General features: G+C 72.6%; 17 protein-coding genes. 12 read left to right on the top strand and 5 right to left on the bottom strand.

Going from position 1 to position 16,927, the window contains the following annotated elements:
• Positions 1-62: 62 nt before the first annotated feature.
• Together ACIGXW_RS25920 and ACIGXW_RS25915 are read right to left on the bottom strand one after the other, a co-directional pair.
• Entirely contained in the window at positions 63-968 is a 906-nt protein-coding gene (locus ACIGXW_RS25920) for a hypothetical protein (protein ID WP_399575206.1), read from the bottom strand.
• Positions 969-1,122: 154 nt separating this feature from the next.
• Entirely contained in the window at positions 1,123-2,463 is a 1,341-nt protein-coding gene (locus ACIGXW_RS25915; RefSeq protein ID WP_399575205.1) for a hypothetical protein, read from the bottom strand.
• Between the two features lie 120 nt (positions 2,464-2,583).
• On the opposite strand from ACIGXW_RS25915, the gene ACIGXW_RS25910 reads away from it, so the two are divergent.
• From ACIGXW_RS25910 to ACIGXW_RS25895, 4 genes are read left to right on the top strand one after another with little or no spacing between them, the layout of a single operon-like run.
• Positions 2,584-2,949, top strand: a complete 366-nt coding sequence (locus tag ACIGXW_RS25910; RefSeq protein ID WP_399575204.1) for a DUF6415 family natural product biosynthesis protein — start codon at positions 2,584-2,586, stop codon at positions 2,947-2,949.
• Complete coding sequence (locus tag ACIGXW_RS25905; protein ID WP_399575203.1) at positions 2,946-3,137, top strand: hypothetical protein; 192 nt, start codon at positions 2,946-2,948, stop codon at positions 3,135-3,137. Before ACIGXW_RS25910 ends, ACIGXW_RS25905 begins: the two co-directional genes overlap by 4 nt.
• A 47-nt stretch (positions 3,138-3,184) precedes the next feature.
• Positions 3,185-3,340: a hypothetical protein gene (locus ACIGXW_RS25900; protein ID WP_399575202.1), complete on the top strand. Its 156-nt coding sequence runs from the start codon at positions 3,185-3,187 to the stop codon at positions 3,338-3,340.
• On the top strand, positions 3,337-4,524 hold the full coding sequence (locus ACIGXW_RS25895) for a methyltransferase domain-containing protein (protein WP_399575201.1): 1,188 nt from the start codon (positions 3,337-3,339) through the stop codon (positions 4,522-4,524). The genes ACIGXW_RS25900 and ACIGXW_RS25895 overlap by 4 nt, the downstream gene beginning before the upstream one ends.
• A gap of 70 nt (positions 4,525-4,594) precedes the next feature.
• On the opposite strand, the gene ACIGXW_RS25890 is transcribed toward ACIGXW_RS25895, so the two are convergent.
• Together ACIGXW_RS25890 and ACIGXW_RS25885 are read right to left on the bottom strand one after the other, a co-directional pair.
• Complete coding sequence (locus tag ACIGXW_RS25890) at positions 4,595-6,217, bottom strand: penicillin-binding transpeptidase domain-containing protein (RefSeq protein ID WP_399575200.1); 1,623 nt, start codon at positions 6,215-6,217, stop codon at positions 4,595-4,597.
• 119 nt (positions 6,218-6,336) lie between these two features.
• On the bottom strand, positions 6,337-8,109 hold the full coding sequence (locus ACIGXW_RS25885) for a dolichyl-phosphate-mannose--protein mannosyltransferase (protein ID WP_399575199.1): 1,773 nt from the start codon (positions 8,107-8,109) through the stop codon (positions 6,337-6,339).
• 234 nt (positions 8,110-8,343) lie between these two features.
• On the opposite strand from ACIGXW_RS25885, the gene ACIGXW_RS25880 reads away from it, so the two are divergent.
• The 8 genes from ACIGXW_RS25880 (at position 8,344) to ACIGXW_RS25845 (ending at position 15,701) form a co-directional block, all read left to right on the top strand.
• On the top strand, positions 8,344-9,195 hold the full coding sequence (locus ACIGXW_RS25880) for an EamA family transporter (RefSeq protein ID WP_399575198.1): 852 nt from the start codon (positions 8,344-8,346) through the stop codon (positions 9,193-9,195).
• A gap of 134 nt (positions 9,196-9,329) precedes the next feature.
• Positions 9,330-9,812, top strand: a complete 483-nt coding sequence (locus ACIGXW_RS25875) for a DUF6299 family protein (protein WP_399575197.1) — start codon at positions 9,330-9,332, stop codon at positions 9,810-9,812.
• A gap of 34 nt (positions 9,813-9,846) precedes the next feature.
• Positions 9,847-10,707, top strand: a complete 861-nt coding sequence (gene rsmI / locus ACIGXW_RS25870) for a 16S rRNA (cytidine(1402)-2'-O)-methyltransferase (protein ID WP_071965833.1) — start codon at positions 9,847-9,849, stop codon at positions 10,705-10,707.
• Between the two features lie 181 nt (positions 10,708-10,888).
• Complete coding sequence (locus ACIGXW_RS25865; RefSeq protein ID WP_399575196.1) at positions 10,889-11,389, top strand: hypothetical protein; 501 nt, start codon at positions 10,889-10,891, stop codon at positions 11,387-11,389.
• A gap of 48 nt (positions 11,390-11,437) precedes the next feature.
• Entirely contained in the window at positions 11,438-12,349 is a 912-nt protein-coding gene (locus ACIGXW_RS25860; protein WP_399575425.1) for a TatD family hydrolase, read from the top strand.
• 93 nt (positions 12,350-12,442) lie between these two features.
• Positions 12,443-13,903 carry a ubiquitin-like domain-containing protein gene (locus ACIGXW_RS25855; RefSeq protein WP_399575195.1) on the top strand — a complete coding sequence of 487 codons (1,461 nt, stop codon included), beginning with the start codon at positions 12,443-12,445 and terminating at the stop codon, positions 13,901-13,903.
• A complete protein-coding gene (rsmA, locus tag ACIGXW_RS25850) occupies positions 13,900-14,781 on the top strand; it encodes a 16S rRNA (adenine(1518)-N(6)/adenine(1519)-N(6))-dimethyltransferase RsmA (protein ID WP_399575194.1) in 882 nt (293 codons plus the stop codon). Before ACIGXW_RS25855 ends, rsmA begins: the two co-directional genes overlap by 4 nt.
• The gene (locus ACIGXW_RS25845) at positions 14,778-15,701 is read left to right on the top strand and encodes a 4-(cytidine 5'-diphospho)-2-C-methyl-D-erythritol kinase (protein WP_399575193.1); all 924 of its coding nucleotides are present in this window, start codon (positions 14,778-14,780) and stop codon (positions 15,699-15,701) included. Before rsmA ends, ACIGXW_RS25845 begins: the two co-directional genes overlap by 4 nt.
• On the opposite strand, the gene ACIGXW_RS25840 is transcribed toward ACIGXW_RS25845, so the two are convergent.
• Positions 15,690-16,778, bottom strand: coding sequence for an acyltransferase family protein (locus ACIGXW_RS25840; RefSeq protein ID WP_399575192.1), 1,089 nt, complete (start codon positions 16,776-16,778; stop codon positions 15,690-15,692). The two genes, ACIGXW_RS25845 and ACIGXW_RS25840, sit on opposite strands and share 12 nt — an antisense overlap.
• Positions 16,779-16,927 lie beyond the last annotated feature (149 nt).

The following is a 16,927-nucleotide window of genomic DNA, read 5'->3' as shown; positions in this document are numbered from 1 at the left end:
GCGTTCACCGCCACGGTAGTCGGTGCGGAGAGCGAGGTGCATGGGGTGAAGGACCTTTCTCGTCAGGTTCGGGCGCACAAGGCGGCGCGGACGGCGGCCATGCCGCGTTCCGTCGCGGCGACCGCGCCCGAGACGTCGCGCGCGGCGGCCGCCGCCGCCCCGTCCACGCGGCAGTCACGGCAGGCGCTCTCGTCGGCGACGGGCCGGATCAGGCGGCCGCACCCGGCCGAGCAGGACCGCAGGGGCTGGGGGCGGGGCTCCGGCTCAGGAGCGGGGTCCGGCATTTTCCTGGTCAGGCGGTCGCGGGTGATGCCCGCGGGGGAGTGGACGGTGTCCGGCAGGCCGGAGGTGACGGCGTCGCGGAGGTCGGCGAGGGTGGCGCCGCGTGTGAGCCATTCCGCCGCGAGCGGGGCCAGGGCCCGGATGTCCCGGCCCGACAGGCGCAGCCTGCGCTCCCCGCGCGTGACGGCCGTGAGCGCTTGCGCGCCGCGCTCGGCGAGCGGGTGGGGAGGGTGGGGAGTGTTCTCCTCGGTGTTTTCCTGGGAACGGCCGACGGCCCGAGGGGTCGGCTCACCGACGGTCGGTGCGACGGCGGTCGGTGCGACGGCGGTCGGTTCGGCGGCGGTCGGCGAGGTCTGCGCGTCGCGGTCCCGCACGGCCAGCGCCTCCTCCGGCGTCAGCGGAACGTTCGATACGAGCTGCGTCGTCCGCCACCGCCCCGCGACGCCCTGGCGGCGCCACTCGTGCAGGAACCCCTCGTCGAGCAACTGCTGCTTCGCGTGGCCGAACGCCGTCTTCTTGATGCCTGCCTGCTTCGCTGTCTCCGACAGCGACTGATGCGCCCCGTCCGGCAGCGACAGCTGCCACTGCAGCAGCCGGACGGCGTCCGCCGACAGGCGCGGGTGCCGGATGATCTCGTTCGGCACCTGGGTGAAGAAACGGGCAGGGGCGATAACATGCCGGAGCATCCCGGGACTCCTCGTCTTAGTCCTCGCGGGTGTAGACCCCCTTCGCCGGTTGCCGCCGGCGTCGGGGGTCGCTTCTTGCGCGCAACGTAGCGCACTTCGCAGGGTGTTCACCGCCTCTCCCCAAAGCTTTCGATGGGGGCGGGCTCGGCGCTCGTCACACCTTGGCGCGCGCCACCTCGCGGGCCCGTTCCACGAGGGCCCGCACCGCGCGGGTCTTCCCGTACGGCTGGATGCGGCGCCGCATCGTGTCGAAGTGCTCGTCCCCGCGAGCCGTCGATAGCTGCACGTAGTCGTCGAGGAAGCTGTGCCACGTCGCGCACGCCGCCTCCAGGTGGCCGAGCGCGAACTGGCGCTGGGCCAGAAGCGCGTTGGAGTGCAGGCGGCCCTGGCGTTCCTGCCGGGGCTGGACCTTCAGGCATTCCCGCATGGCCTGGACCGAGCCCTCGAGGTCCTTGAACTCGTAGAGCACATGCGAGACGTGGAACTGGTACGCGCTGGCGTCGTACCCTCCGACGGCCTCCCGCCGGGAGTCGGCCTTCGACAGGGCCGTCTCGGTCTCGCGCAGTCGTGCGAAGGCGGTGTGCCGGTCGCCCGTCATCGACGCGGCGTGTGCCTGCTGACCTGCGAGGAAGGCCTGCAGGCGCGGCCCGGCCTTGGGTGATGCCTCGGCGGCGGCATCGGCCAGCTGCAACGCCTTGGTGCCGTAGCCGAGGTTCGACGCCTGCAGGCTCATGCCACGCAGGGTGCGGCAGTAGGTGACGTGGTCCTCCGCAGCCCCGGCGAGCTTGAGCGCCTTGGTGTAATAGCGCTGCCCGAGGCCGTGCTCGCGCTCGTACATCGCCATCCACCCCGTCAGATAGACCAGGTCGGACGCGGCGGCCAGCATGTCCTTGCGGACCTTCTCCGGGCCCGACGCCTTCAGGTACGGGGCGACGGTGTTGACCAGGAAGGCCGCCGCCATGGGACGGGCATGGCCACCGCCCAGTTCGTCGAGGATGTCGGCGATCTTCTCGGTCATGGTGCGGACAGTGGCCACCTCGCCCGCGCCGATGCGCGTGGTGCGGCCTGTGTCGCCGACAGGCCCCGCGAGGCGACCGGCAAGGTCCGGGAAGAGGGGTACGGCCAACGCCGCCGAGTACATGCCCGCCGTGAGAACGCCACGGCGCGAGGGGTCCATGTCGGCCCGGCCGACGTCGACGAGCTCGTCGAGAGTGCTTCCGCTCCCACCGCCGGCCGCCCCGGCGAAGCCGGCCTCGGCGTGGGTGACGGGCCGCTTCAGACGCCGGGCGAGGGCCTCGACGATGACGGGCCTGACCGGTGTCCGGGGCATCGTCCCGGACAGCCAGTGCGATACGGCCGACTGGTCGTAACGCAGGGACAGCCCGGCTTCGGCTCCGGCGCGGTTCACCGCCATCGCGAACTGGGTGCGCGACCACCGTGCCTGGTCGAGCAGACCGGCCAGCCCGGCGTTGGGGGTGCGTGGGTTGCTCGCCATGTCTCAACTCCCGCCGACTTTCATGGCTTTCACGTTCACACCTCCCTCTCACGGTACCGGCCGGGCCTGCGCAGGGAGTTACCTCTACGTGCGATCCGATCTCTACGAGGGAGCCAACACGTGACCGTGACCGCCAGCGACCAGCCAGCGTGCGCCACCGCTGCCGAGATGTCGCAGTACCTAGCCGACGCCATCCGCCGCGCGCTGTCGCACCCCGTCCCCTTGCCCCGCCACGAGGAGGTCGAGGAGACCACCGAACAGCTGCGGGAATACCTGGAGCGCCTGCTGCCGGAGGCGGAGCGCCACATCAGCGGCATGGTGCGGGGGACGACGGCGTGGTACCTGGCCCAGTCGACGGTGGATACCGCCCGTCACGAGCTCACCGCCGGCCCCGGCTCGGGCCTGCGCTCGGCCGTCCTGCACATGCAGGACCTGGGCCGGGCGTGCCATCACCTGCGTGGCCTCCTGCCGGGAGACCACCGGTGAACCGGACCGTCACGGGTGACGAGGTCGCCGGTGTCCGCGCGACCGTCGAAGCGGGAGCCGCACCGCGCTGCACCGAATGCCGCGACATCAAAGCGGCCCGGCGCGGGGCGGAGCAGCGGGGCGATCGCGCAGGGATGGGCGCCGCCGCTGCCCGCATGGGCGTGCATCAGCGGAAGGCGCACGCGTGAGGGCAGCGGGGACCACGAGGAAAGCCGAATGCCAGGAGGAGCACACCATGGATCTGCGATCGAGCACCGCCTGCGCGCAAGGCGGCGGCCACGGCAAGGACCAAGGCGAGGGGGACGGGCTCCCCGGACAGCCGTGGGCGCCGACGGACGAGCCGACCCCCGACGGTTCGACGCCTCCTGGCGACGGGACGCATCGCAAGTGACCGGCTCGACGGAGCGGACGGGGCGGCCCACCCGTGAGGAGTTGGGCCGCTTCCTCAGCGCTACGGGAGCGATGTCGCCGGATTGGGCCCCCGTCTACGACGCGGTGTTCCGGTCGGACTTCCTGCCCGACCTGATGTGGCCGCACGACATGGCCACCGGCCGCAGCATCCCGGTCGACAAGGCACGGGACCCGCAGACATGGCAGGAGTACGCGGACTCGAACATGCCGATCGTCACGCAGTGGGACGACGGAGCGCACGCCGGCTCCGCGCCGGGCACGTCGTTCAGTTCGTCGTCGTCCATGCCGAGCCTCGTCTTCTCCATGCTCGCCGACCTGGACGTCCGCGATGGCCAACAGGTGCTGGAGATCGGCACCGGCACCGCGTGGAACGCCGCACTGCTCGCATACCGGATCGGCGCCGAGAACGTCGTCACGGTGGAGGTGGACGGGGCCGTCGCGGCGGCCGGGCGCGAGGCGCTGGAACGGTTCGGGCTGCCGGTGGAGGTGGTGCACGGTGACGGATTCCTCGGGTGCCGCGAACGGGCTCCGTTCGACCGGATCATCGCGACGTGCGGTCTGCGGACCATCCCCTTCGCGTGGGTGGAGCAGACGACACCAGGGGGCCTGATCCTCGTTCCCTGGGGGACGCACTACGGGCCTGCCGAGGCCACGGCCCGGCTGCTGGTGGCCGAGGACGGCCGGAGCGCGTCCGGGTTCTTCACCCGGCCGGTGGCGTTCATGCGCATGCGTGCGCAGCGGCTGGTCCGGCTTCCGCACGACGCCTACGTGCCGGAAGGGGCGGGCGACGACGCGGACGTGTCGTCCACGACGGTCACCGAGGCCGAATTCCGCGGCACGGGACGCTTCGACGCCGCCGAATTCGCCATCGGCCTGCGGATGCGCGACGTCGCGCACGTCGCAGACCGGAAACGGAACGGCAGGCGACCGGTGTGGTTCTACGGGCTGGCGGACAGGTCCTGGGCCGTTGTCGTCTTCCGCGACGACCGGAAGGAAGCCACGGTCCACCAGTGCGGACCCCGCCGCCTCTGGGACGAGGCTGAGGCCGCCTACCGTTGGTGGGCGGGCAACGGCAGGCCGGGCGTCGAGCGCTTCGGCCTCACCGTCACAGCGGACGGCCACACCACATGGCTGGACGACCCCGGCAACGTCGTCGCGCCATGAGCCCGCTGCACACGACCGCCGCGGTGAGGCACAGCCCGCCCCTCCCGGCCTCGCGCCCGCATCGGCGCGCTCACCCCGCGCGCAGGACCGCCGCGACGACGGGCCCGGCGGAGTCGCCGCCGTGGCCGCCCTGAGGGACGACCGCGGCGGCGGCCACGTCGCCGCGGTAGGCGGTGAACCAGCCGTTGGGCTTGGTCTGGTTGTCGACCTCCGCCGACCCGGTCTTGGCGCCGACGTCGCCGCCGAGCCCGGCCATCGCCTTGGCGCCCGTACCGGAGACCGCGGTGAGCCGCATCATCGAGCGCAGGTCGCGGGCGGCCGCCGGGGACAGGGCGCGCGGGGCCTTGGCCAGTTGGCGGCCGTCCAGGGCGGGGTCGACGAGGTAGGGCTGGTGGAACGAGCCGCTGCGGACGGTCGCGGCGACCGAGGCCATGTTCAGGGGGCTCATCTGCACCCGGCCCTGCCCGATCATCGCGGCGGCCTTGCCGGCGCCGCTGTCGGTGGGCACCCTGCCGTCGAAGGTGGGGATGCCGGCCTTCCACTCCAGGCCGAGGCCGAAGACGTCGCGCGCCTCGGCGGCGAGGGCGTCGTCGGAGACCTGCCCGGCGAGCTGGATGAAGGCGGTGTTGCAGGAGGCGGCGAAGTCCTGGGCGAAGGTGGCGCCCGGGTTCTCGCTCTGCTCCACGTTGTGGAAGGTCATGCCGTACGTGGCGTTCTTCGGGCAGGGCAGCGGCTTGCCCGGCGAGGCCTTGCCCTGCTCCAGCAGCATCGCGGCGGTGACGACCTTCATCGTGGAGCCGGGCGCGGTCTGGCCGGACAGGGCCGGGTTGAACTCGGTCTTCTTGGCGTTGGCGATGGCGAGGATCTCGCCGGTGCTCGGCTTCACGGCCACCACGGAGGCGTCGTCGCGCTGGGCGACCGCGGCCTCGGCGGCGCGCTGCACGGCGGCGCTGAGGGTGGTGCGGAGCTTGCCGGGCTTGCCCTGGGAGAGCACGTGCAGGGTCTTGGCCTGGCCGCCGCTCCCCGGGGCCCCGCCCTCCGCCCGTACCTCCACGGCCGGCTCGCCGCCCGCCTTCTCGCCGAACCGCTTGCGCAGTTCGGGCAGGACGGACGCCAGCGACGGGTAGTCCGAGGCCTTCAGTTCGTTGCCGTCGCGGTCGACGGCGGTGATCTGCGCCGCCTGGGTGGCGCCGGTCCGCAGGGTCCGGCCCTCGGTCAGTTCGGGGTGGACGACCGTGGGCTGCCAGTCCACGAGCGGACGGCCGCTGCTCTGGCCCCGGACGACGGCCAGCGAGGAGTCGTACGTCCACGTCGAGCGCTGCTTGCCGTCGACGACCTCGGCGGTGACGGAGAACGGCACCTTCGCGCCCGTGGCCGCCCCCTGCTTGAACGCCACCTTCTCCACGTGCGCCGTCTCGCGGTAGCCGGTCAGCGCGGTGGTGGCGGCCTCCGCGTTGTCGGTGAGGCCCGCCGCCTTCCGGGTGTCGCCCGCCGCCCACGCGGCGAGGAAAGCGCGCGCGGTCTTCTCGGTCTCACCCGCCGACGGCGGCCCCGTCTGCACGGGCGCCGCCTGGGTTCTCGAGCCCGAGCCGCCGTCCGCGACGGCGTCGACCAGGTTGTAGGCCCCCAGCCCGGCCGCCCCCACTACCGCGGCGCCCACGACGCCGATGGCGATTTTCGCGCCAGTACGCATGTGTCTTGCCCCCTCCTGGTTTTAATCACCTGATTAAAACCTCGTTGGGCACTCTACGGGAGGGACGTGACACATGGAGCGATTCCGGCCCGGCCGCAGGACCACCGCCTGACGTCACATCAGATCCAGGTGTCGAACCACATCCGGTTGCGCCACGCGTCCATCGGGATCGGCTGGCCCGTGTAGATCGGGAAGAAGTAGATGAAGTTCCAGACGATGAACAGGAAGAGCGTGCCCGCGCCCACCGCCCCGACGACCCTTCGCCGTTCGGAGGCCCCCGGCCTGCCGAGGATCGCCCCGAGCAGCATGGCCACGGCCAGGCACAGGAACGGCACGAAGACGACTGCGTAGAAGACGAAGATCGTCCGCTCCTGCCACATGAACCACGGCAGATAGCCGGCCGCGACCGCGCACAGCACGGCCCCCGCGCGCCAGTCGCGCCGCAGCGCCCACCGGTAGAGCAGGTACAGCAGCGCGAAGCACGCCGTCCACCACAGCAGCGGCGTGCCCAGGGCGAGGACCTCGCGCGCGCACTTCTCGGTGGCGTCCATCGGGCAGCCGTCCTGGCCCGCCTTCGGGGACTCGTAGAAGTACGAGACCGGGCGCGACTGAACCAGCCAGCTCCACGGGTTGGACTGATACGTGTGGGGCGAGGAGAGCGTGGTGTTGAACTCCCACACCTGCTTCTCGTAATGCCACAGGCTGCGCAGCGGGTTGAGGAGGCCGGCGAGGAACCCGTCCGGGCTGTGGCCGCCCTCGGTCTCGGCGTAGTGCCGGTAGAAGCCGCTGTGCCGCCAGCCCTCCGTGCGGCTGAACGTGCCGCTGTTGACGAACCAGCCGGTCCAGGACGCGATGTACACGCCCACGGCCACGGGTACGGTCGACAGGAACGCCCACGGCACGTCGCGCCGCAGCGTGGCACGCCATGGGTGCCGGGCCCCGGCCAGCCGCCGGGCGCCGACGTCCCACGCCACCACGAGCAGCCCGAACGCCGCCAGATACACGGCACCGTTCCACTTCGTGGCGAAGGCCAGCCCGAGGAAGACCCCGGCGGCGATCCGCCAGGGCCGCCACCCCAGCCGCGTCCGGTCGCCGACGGCGGCGTCCGGGAGCGCCACCCCGTCCTCACCCTCCGTCAGCGCCGCCGCCAGGCGGGACCGGGCCTTGTCCCGGTCGACCAGCACGCACCCGAAGGCGGCCAGGACGAAGAACATCAGCACCGAGTCGAGCAGGGACGTCCGGCTCATGACGTAGTGCAGACCGTCCACGGCCAGCAGCGCGCCCGCCAGACAGCCCAGGAACGTCGACCGCAGCAGCCGCCGCCCGATGCGGCACAGCATCAGTACCGACAGGGTGCCGAGCACGGCCACCATGAAGCGCCAGCCGAAGGGGTTCAGCCCGTACAGCCACTCGCCGACGCCGATGACCCACTTGCCGACGGGCGGGTGCACGACGTACGAGGCGGCGTCGCCGACGGCGGTGTTCCCGCCGATGATCTGATCGTTGGCCTCCTTGGGCCACTCGACCTCATAGCCGTACTTCCACAGCGCCCAGGCGTCCTTGGCGTAGTACGTCTCGTCGAATATGACCGCCTTGGGGCTGCCCAGGTTCCAGAACCGGATCACCCCGGCGAAGAGCGCGACGAGCAGCGGCCCCAGCCACCCCATCGACCGCGCGAGCAGCTCCGCCGTTCTCGGACCGGCCCCCGCGGCCGCCCACAGCCGCGTCCCGGGCTCGGGAAACGGCGGCACGAGCCGCTCCCGCACGTCGGACAGCGCCTTCGCGTGGCTGGGGCCCGCATAGCCGAAGCGGCGGAGTCTGCGCTGCCACGGGGGCGGCTGCTCGTCTGCCGTCGGGCCCTGCTGGGCGTGCGTCGCGGTGTCACTGGTCACCGCGCCATCGTAGGGAACGACCCTGTGGGAGTCCTGAGGGCGCCGCGCGGGCGGCCGCGGAGCCGGTGCGCGGGCCGTGCCGGGGAAGCCCTGGGGAGAGGCGGTGAAGGGGGGACGCCCGGGTGCGCGACACAACATCGCGTGGCCCATGCAGCTACCGCTAGCGTCAGGCTCCATGAACACCCCAGTACACATATGCGTTCGCCGGAACGCACGCGCGCTCGGGCGTCACGCATGACACCCGCGGTCGCCGCCGCCGTCCTCATCGCCGCCGTCGCGCACGCCAGTTGGAACGCGATAGCCCACGGCATCAAGGACCAGCTCCTGGCCTTCACGCTCGTGGGCGGCGGGGGAGCGGCCTGCGGGGCGCTTCTCCTGCCGTTCGCGCCGGCGCCCGCCGCCGGGGCGTGGCCGTACCTCGCCTTCTCGGCCGTGCTGCACGTCCTCTACCAGGCGCTGCTCATGCGGTCGTTCAGCCTCGGCGACTTCGGGCAGATGTATCCGATCGCGCGCGGCACCGCGCCGCTGGCCGTGACCGCCCTGGCGGCGGTCTTCGCCGGGGAGTTCGCCGGCGGCTGGCAGCTCGCGGGCGTCGCGGTGGCCTCGGCCGGGCTCGTCGGCCTGGCGCTGTGGGGCATCCGCGGCTCGGGGACGCGGCCCCAGTGGGCGGCCATCGGGGCGGCCCTGGCGACGGGGCTGGCCATCGCCGCGTACACGGTCGTCGACGGCCTGGGCGTACGGGCCTCCGGCTCCGCGCCGGGCTACATCGGCTGGCTGATGGTCCTGGAGGGGGCGGTGATCCCCCTCTGGGCCGTGGCCGCCCGGCGCGGCCGGTTCCTCGCCGGGATCCGGCCCTTCGCCGTGCGCGGGCTGCTCGGTGGACTGCTGTCCGTCTTCGCCTACGGGCTGGTGCTGTGGGCCCAGACGAAGGCGGCCCTCGCCCCGATCGCGGCGCTGCGCGAGTCGTCCATCCTCGTGGGCGCGGCCATCGGCGCGCTCTTCATGAAGGAGCGCTTCGGCGCGCCCCGGATCGCGGCGGCCGCACTGATGGTCGCAGGCATCGGGCTGATGCTCCACGCCGGCTGAGCGGGACGGACGACGGCCGGCGGACGCCCGGGACGCGCCCCCGACCGGGTGAGGTGCGAACACCCCGGCCGCACCGTCGGGTATTCCTGGCCCTTCATCACAGATGGAGCTCCATGGAGGGATACCGACCCCGTATGCCCACCCGCACCCGCATCCGAGAGGCGATCGGCATCGCCGTCACCGCGCTCGGCGCCGTCGCCCTGACGGCCGTCGCCCCCGCGTCCGTCCCCGAGGCCGCCGCCGCGCCCCCGCCGCCGCCCCGCAACGAGCTGACCATCGACCCGACCGCCCACGTCGCACCCGACGGCACGATCACCATGACGGGCACCTACCGCTGCCTCCTGCTGCCCGGCGGCTCCACGGCCCCCGTGCTCGTCGCCAGCAACCTCATGCAGGGCGGCCGGTCCAGCGGCATCGGCGGCAGCCGGGCCGTGTGCGACGGCGCCCGGCACACGTGGCGGAACTCGGCCCGTCCGTACCGTGCCCCGTTCCGGCCGGGACCGGCGCGGGCCGACGGCACGCTGATGCAGTTCAAGAAGACCAAGAGCGGGATCCTGCTGCCCCACTTCGTCGCCGTCGCCGGCCTGCGGGACGTCACCCTCGTCACCCGGCCGTAGCGGCCCCGCCGCGGCACCCTGCGAGGATGGAGGCGTGACTGGAACGCTCGTACTCGCAGGAACCCCCATCGGCGACGTGGCCGACGCGCCCCCGCGGCTGGCCGCCGAACTGGGCGCCGCCGAAGTGATCGCCGCCGAGGACACCCGGCGGCTGCGCCGGCTGACCCAGGCCCTGGGGGTGCACACCACCGGCCGGGTCGTCTCGTACTTCGAGGGCAACGAGTCGGCCCGTACCCCCGAGCTGGTCGAGGCCCTGCGGGGCGGGGCGCGGGTGCTGCTGGTGACGGACGCCGGCATGCCGTCGGTGTCCGACCCCGGGTACCGGCTGGTCGCCGCGGCCGTCGAGCACGACATCAAGGTGACGGCCGTGCCGGGCCCCTCGGCCGTGCTGACGGCCCTGGCGGTGTCCGGGCTGCCGGTCGACCGGTTCTGCTTCGAGGGCTTCCTGCCGCGCAAGGCGGGGGAGCGGCTCGGCAGGCTGCGCGAGGTGGCCGACGAGCGGCGCACCCTCGTCTACTTCGAGGCCCCCCACCGCCTCGACGACACCCTCGCCGCCATGGCCGAGGCGTTCGGCGCCGACCGCCGGGCCGCGGTGTGCCGCGAGCTGACCAAGACGTACGAGGAGGTCAAGCGCGGGCCCCTGAAGGACCTGGCCGAGTGGGCCGCCGAGGGCGTGCGCGGCGAGATCACGATCGTCGTCGAGGGCGCCGCCGAGCGCGGCCCGCAGGAGCTGGACCCCGCCGAGCTGGTCCGCCGGGTGCGGGTCCGGGAGGAGGCCGGTGAGCGCCGCAAGGAGGCGATCGCGGCCGTGGCGGCGGAGGCGGGCCTGCCCAAGCGCGAGGTGTTCGATGCGGTCGTAGCGGCAAAAAATGCCGCACAGCCGGACCGATCGTAAAGTAAAGGGCTAACCTGAAAAGCAAAGCTTGGGCATGGCAGCCGGCGCCTCAGGGCATGAAGCCGCCAAGTTTGTCCCAATTCGCGGGTCAGGCTGCTGCGCCATCGCCGGGAGAGGCGTTCCCTGGATGTGGGACGTCCGGTCCCGGAGAGACTTGTCCAGCGGACAAGAGGGAGCTGCCATGAGCGAGACCGCAGGGGCTTCAAGCGGTGCCCAGCCCACGACGCGAACGCACACCATCACCCACACGAGTGCACCGGCGTTCGAGTCGGCCCATGAGTCCTACTCCTTCGCCTGCATGCGATGCGGGCACGGCTGGGAGCAGTCGTACGAAATACGGCACTACACCGACGCCGAAGGCCGGCCCTTCGTCACGTACTACGCGGACGGCGAGCGCGTACCGTCCCCGCTGACCCGCCCGACCTGCGTGAACTGCGGCGAGCACGTGGTGCGGATCATGCGCTCCGGGCAGGTGTCCGAAATCGCCGATGCCCTCCACCTGCCCGGACGCACCGTCGTACCGGCCACCATGCAGGCGGCCGCCGGACCGCTGCAGATGAGCGCGTACGGCACCCATGAGCCGCGCGCCTCCAGGACCCGCGGTGACGAGACGGGCGAGCCGAAGGCCGACGAGCATCACTGGCACCTGTCGGACATCCTCAAGGCCTTCCACCGCAAGTAAGGCCCGCCCCACGCGAAACCTACAATCGCGTGCATGGCGGCACAGAAGATGGCATCGAACAGCGGCCCGGCTGACGGCGGGCGGAAGAAGAACGACGACAAGGACGTCCCTCCGCCGCTCCCGGCGCCGCTGAACGTGCCCGTGGCCGACTCCCACACCCACCTCGACATGCAGAGCAGCACGGTCGAGGACGCCCTCGCCAAGGCGGCCTCCGTCGGAGTGACCACCGTGATCCAGGTCGGCTGCGACCTGGCCGGATCCCGCTGGGCGGCCGAGACGGCCGCCGCGCACGACGCCGTCTGGGCCACGGTCGCCCTGCACCCGAATGAGGCACCCCGCATCGTCCTCGGCGACCCCGACGGCTGGTCGCGCCAGGGCGCCCGCGAACCCGGCGGCGAAGCCGCCCTGGAGGCCGCCCTCGCCGAGATCGACCGCCTCGCCGCCCTGCCCCAGGTCAGGGGTGTCGGCGAGACCGGACTGGACTACTTCCGCACCGGCCCCGAGGGCATGGCCGCCCAGGAGCTGTCCTTCCGCCGCCACATCGACATCGCCAAGCGCCACGGCAAGGCCCTGGTCATCCACGACCGCGACGCCCACGACGACGTCCTGCGCGTCCTGCAGGAGGAAGGCGCGCCCGAGACCGTCGTCTTCCACTGCTACTCCGGCGACGCCGAGATGGCCAAGGTCTGCGCGGCCGCCGGCTACTACATGTCCTTCGCCGGGAACATCACCTTCAAGAACGCCCAGCAGCTGCGCGACGCCCTCGCCGTCGCCCCCCTGGACCTGATCCTCGTCGAGACCGACGCACCCTTCCTGACCCCGATGCCGTATCGCGGACGGCCCAACGCGCCCTACCTCATTCCGGTCACATTGCGCGCCATGGCCGAGATGAAGGACATCGACGAGGACGCCCTGGCCACGGCAGTCGCGGCGAATACCGCACGCGCCTTCGGGTACTGACCCCAGAAATCGCGACACCCTGTGACCATACGACTTTGGTGGGTGACGGTGGCTCCGCTACAGTCCCGGGCCTAGCCGGACCCCTGGAGTGTCGTGAGTCATGCACAGGGCAGCCCCCACGCTGCACCCCGCGCCGCGACGGAGACGCCGCCGCCGTACGACCCGTACGCGCGGCCCGATCCGTACGGCCCCGAGCCGTACGGGCTGTACGAGCCGTACGAGACCCATGCCCCGCCGTACGAGGCGTACGACCCGTACGAGTCCATCGACGTCCACGAACCCTTCGGGCAGCCCCAGCTGCCCCGCCAGGCCGTCGCCCCCGTCCTCCTGGACGACGCCGCCTCCCGCGACGAGCCGGGCACCGGCACGACCACCGACGTGCCCCCTGAGGCCGGCGGCCGCGCCGCCGCGCGCCGGGCCGCCGCCGGGGAGCGCCGCAAGCGCACCGGCACCCGCGAGCGGACCGAACCGCTGCGCCGGCTGCTCCCGCAGGCCCTCGTCGTCGCCTTCCTCGCCGGCGGCACCTCCGCCTTCATCGCCAGCGACAAATCCGTCCAGCTCAGCATCGACGGCAAGGCCCGCACTCTGCACACCTTCGCCGACGACGTCGAGGAACTGCTGGCCGATGAGGGCATGACCGTCGGCGAGCACGACATCATCGCCCCCGGCCCCCACCACGACCTGGCCTCCGGCGACCGCGTCATCATCCGCTACGGCCGCCCCGTCGCCCTCACCCTCGACGGCGAACGCCGCCAGGTGTGGACCACCGCCCGCACCGTCGACGGCGCCCTGCGCCAGCTCGGCGTGCGCGCCGAGGGCGCCTACCTCTCCGCCTCCCGCTCCGCGCGCATCGGACGCCACGGCCTGGACCTCGACGTCCGCACCGAGCGCAGCGTCACCTTCATGGCCGACGGACGCGAACGCACCATCCGCACCAACGCCGCCACCATCCGCGAGGCCATCGACCAGGCCGGCATCAGCCTGCGCGGCCAGGACACCACCTCCGTCGACCCCGACAGCTTCCCCCGCGAAGGCCAGACGATCTCCGTCATGCGCATCACCGGCAGCCGCGAGGTCCGCGAGGAACCCATCGACTACACCACCGAACGCCGCGAGGACCCCACGCTCTACAAGGGCACCGAGGTCGTCGTCCAGCGCGGCGAGAAGGGCGTCGAGCGCGTCACCTACGAGCTGCGCACCGTCAACGGGGTCCAGCAGAAGCCCAAGCGGATCTCCTCGGAGACCGTCAAGCAGCCCCGCACCCAGATCGTGAAGGTCGGCACCAAGGCCCGCCCCACCTCCGTCCAGGGCACGGACGGCCTGAACTGGGCCGGACTCGCCCACTGCGAGGCCGGCGGACGGCCCAACGCCGTCGACCCCTCCGGCACGTACGGCGGGCTGTACCAGTTCGACGTCCGCACCTGGCACTCCCTCGGCGGCAGCGGCCGACCACAGGACGCGTCCGCCGAGGAACAGACCTTCCGGGCCAAGAAGCTGTACATCAGCCGGGGGGCGAGCCCGTGGCCCGTGTGCGGCCGTAAACTTCACGGGTGAGCTCCAGCCCCAGTACAGACGATTCCGGCGCCCTGCTCGGCCCGGCCGACATCCGCGAACTCGCCGCAGCCCTCGGGGTCCGCCCCACCAAGCAGCGCGGCCAGAACTTCGTGATCGACGCCAACACGGTCCGGCGCATCGTACGGACCGCCGAGGTGCGGCCCGACGACGTCGTCGTCGAGGTCGGGCCGGGGCTCGGGTCGCTGACCCTCGCCCTGCTGGAGGCCGCCGACCGGGTCACGGCCGTCGAGATCGACGACGTGCTCGCCGCCGCCCTCCCCGCCACCATCGCCGCCCGCATGCCCGCCCGCGCCGACCGCTTCGCGCTCGTCCACAGCGACGCCATGCGCGTCACCGAGCTGCCCGGCCCGCCGCCCACCGCGCTGGTCGCCAACCTGCCCTACAACGTCGCCGTGCCCGTGCTGCTGCACATGCTGGAGCAGTTCCCCACCATCGAGCGCACCCTGGTGATGGTCCAGTCCGAGGTCGCCGACCGGCTCGCCGCGCGGCCCGGCAACAAGGTCTACGGCGTGCCCTCCGTCAAGGCCAACTGGTACGCCGAGGTCAAGCGGGCCGGCGCCATCGGCCGCAACGTCTTCTGGCCGGCCCCCAACGTCGACTCCGGCCTCGTCTCGCTCGTCCGCCGCGACAAGCCCCTCGAGACCACCGCCACGCGCGAAGAGGTCTTCGCCGTCGTGGACGCCGCCTTCGCCCAGCGCCGCAAGACCCTGCGGGCCGCCCTGGCCGGCTGGGCCGGCTCCGCCGCGGCCGCCGAGGCCGCCCTCGTCGCCGCCGGCGTCTCCCCGCAGGCCCGGGGCGAGGCCCTGACCGTGCACGAGTTCATCGCCATCGCCGAGCAGAAGGGCGCCGCGCAGTGACCGCCGCCGCCGTGACGGTTCGCGTCCCCGCCAAGGTCAACGTCCAGCTCGCCGTCGGCCCGCCGCGCCCCGACGGCTTCCACGACCTGGCCAACGTCTTCCTCGCCGTCGGCCTGTACGACGAGGTCACGGTCGCCCCCGCCGACGAGCTGCGCGTCACCTGCTCCGGCCCCGACGCCGACCAGGTCCCCCTGGACGCCACCAACCTCGCCGCCCGCGCCGCCCTCGCCCTCGCGGCCCGGCACGGGCGGGAGGCGAACGTCCACATCCACATCGCCAAGGACATCCCCGTCGCCGGCGGCATGGCCGGCGGCAGCGCCGACGGCGCGGGCGCGCTCCTGGCGTGCGACGCCCTGTGGGGCACCGGCGCCTCCCGCGAGGAACTCCTTCAGATCTGCGCCGAGCTGGGCAGCGACGTGCCCTTCAGCCTCGTCGGCGGTGCCGCGCTCGGGCGCGGCCGGGGCGAACTGCTCACCCCGCTCGAGACCGGCGGCACCTTCCACTGGGTCTTCGCCGTCGCCGACGGCGGCCTGTCCACGCCCGCCGTGTACGCCGAGTGCGACCGGCTGCGCGGCGCGGCGAGCATCCCGGACCCCGAGCCGTCGGCCGCCCTGCTGGCCGCCCTCGCGGCCGGTGACGCGGCGGCCCTGGCGGCCGCCGTGAGCAACGACCTGCAGGCCGCCGCCGTCTCCCTGCGGCCGTCGCTGGCCGCGACGCTCGCCGCCGGTACGGAGGCCGGGGCACTGGCCGCGATGGTCTCGGGCTCCGGCCCGACCACGGCGTTCCTGGTGGCCGGGGAGGCGGAGGCCGAGAAGGTGGCCGAAGCCCTGCGGACGTCCGGCACCTGCCGCGCCGTCCGCGTCACCTCCGGCCCCGCGCCGGGGGCGACGGTCTGCGGCACCGCCCGCTCATCGGCCTGAGCGAGGGATCCGTTCCGCCCGGGAAGCACCCAGCCACCTCGCGCACGGCTTCTCCACGCACTCGTGCAGGAGGACGGCGCCGCCCAGGGAGATGGCCATCACCAGGGCGGCGTGCAGGGCCAGCGGAACGCTGACGTGGTGCTGCCTCAGGAAATGGCTCGTCGTGAAGATGACCATTTCGTGCAGGAGATAGAAGGCGAAGGAAATCTCGCCGAGGTACACCACGAACCGGTTCCGGAACGGTGATTCCCCGCCCCGTACGTCCGCGCGCGCGGCCGCCGCGACGGTGAGGGTGAAGGGAACCACCGTGACCGCGACCCAGTGGAATTCCTCCGGCACGAGATGCGCCAGCGCGAAGACCGCCCCCACGGACAGCGCGACACTCGCCACCAGCCCCGGGCCCCGCCAGGCGCCCTTCCTCACCAGCAGGGCGAGCGCGATGCCGATGACGAATTCGGCCAGGCGCACGGGCGGAAGCATGTACAGCGTGAACTTCGATTCCCAGCCCGCCGTGCGCCGGACGACGTCCGTGGCGAAAGGCAGCAGCAGGACGAAGACGTTCCCCAGGCCGACCACGGCCCACAGGCCCGCGAGCGGGAGCCTGCGGATCGCGCAGACCAGCAGCGGGAAGCAGACGTAGAAGAAGACCTCGCAGCTCAGCGACCAGGAGACGCCGTTGTAGGCGAACCACCGGTCCTCGTCGTTGGGCACCCACGACTGCGTCAGGCTGAGATTGCTCAGCGCCAGATCGGGGTCGAGCCTCTTGCCCATCCAGACCAGCATCAGCACCGCGATGGCGAAGGTCACCAGATGGCTGGGGTAGATACGGGCGAAACGCCGCCGCCAGAATCCGGCGGCCGGGCTGCCGGGCCGGGCCGACCAGGCGAGGACGAAGCCCGAGAGAATGAAGAAGAAGGAGACCGCCGAGGGACCGGCGAAGGTGGCGTCCTTCAGCTTGCGCAGCTGCTCCGCGGTACCGGCGCCGTACTGCTCGTAGGAAAAGTGGTAACAGAACACGAGCAGCGCCGCGAACCAACGCAGACCGGTGAGCGAATCCAGCCGTATCCGCGAAGACACCGCCCGAGGGCGTGCATCCGCCCCGGTCCGGGGGACGGCCTCCGATATAAGGCTCACGCTCTGTCTTTCTGGCCGGACGGGAATGCGCGGATACGGGCGCGGACCGGGTGGAATCTACCAGCGGTAGCCGTCGCGGCCGGGTCGTGCGC

Source organism: Streptomyces sp. NPDC053079 (assembly GCF_044546695.1).
In the GTDB taxonomy this organism is placed as follows: domain Bacteria; phylum Actinomycetota; class Actinomycetes; order Streptomycetales; family Streptomycetaceae; genus Streptomyces.
Note: the sequence above shows the minus strand (reverse complement) of the source record. Positions and strands in the feature narration are given on the sequence as shown.

Excerpts from the sequence above, each read along its gene's own strand:
- ACIGXW_RS25900 (WP_399575202.1), top strand. The coding sequence starts at position 3,185 with ATGGATCTGCGATCGAGCACCGCCTGCGCGCAAGGCGGCGGCCACGGC.
- ACIGXW_RS25890 (WP_399575200.1), bottom strand. The coding sequence starts at position 6,217 with ATGCGTACTGGCGCGAAAATCGCCATCGGCGTCGTGGGCGCCGCGGTA.
- ACIGXW_RS25880 (WP_399575198.1), top strand. The coding sequence starts at position 8,344 with ATGACACCCGCGGTCGCCGCCGCCGTCCTCATCGCCGCCGTCGCGCAC.
- ACIGXW_RS25875 (WP_399575197.1), top strand. The coding sequence starts at position 9,330 with ATGCCCACCCGCACCCGCATCCGAGAGGCGATCGGCATCGCCGTCACC.
- ACIGXW_RS25865 (WP_399575196.1), top strand. The coding sequence starts at position 10,889 with ATGAGCGAGACCGCAGGGGCTTCAAGCGGTGCCCAGCCCACGACGCGA.
- ACIGXW_RS25860 (WP_399575425.1), top strand. The coding sequence starts at position 11,438 with ATGGCATCGAACAGCGGCCCGGCTGACGGCGGGCGGAAGAAGAACGAC.
- ACIGXW_RS25915 (WP_399575205.1), bottom strand. The coding sequence starts at position 2,463 with ATGGCGAGCAACCCACGCACCCCCAACGCCGGGCTGGCCGGTCTGCTC.
- ACIGXW_RS25920 (WP_399575206.1), bottom strand. The coding sequence starts at position 968 with ATGCTCCGGCATGTTATCGCCCCTGCCCGTTTCTTCACCCAGGTGCCG.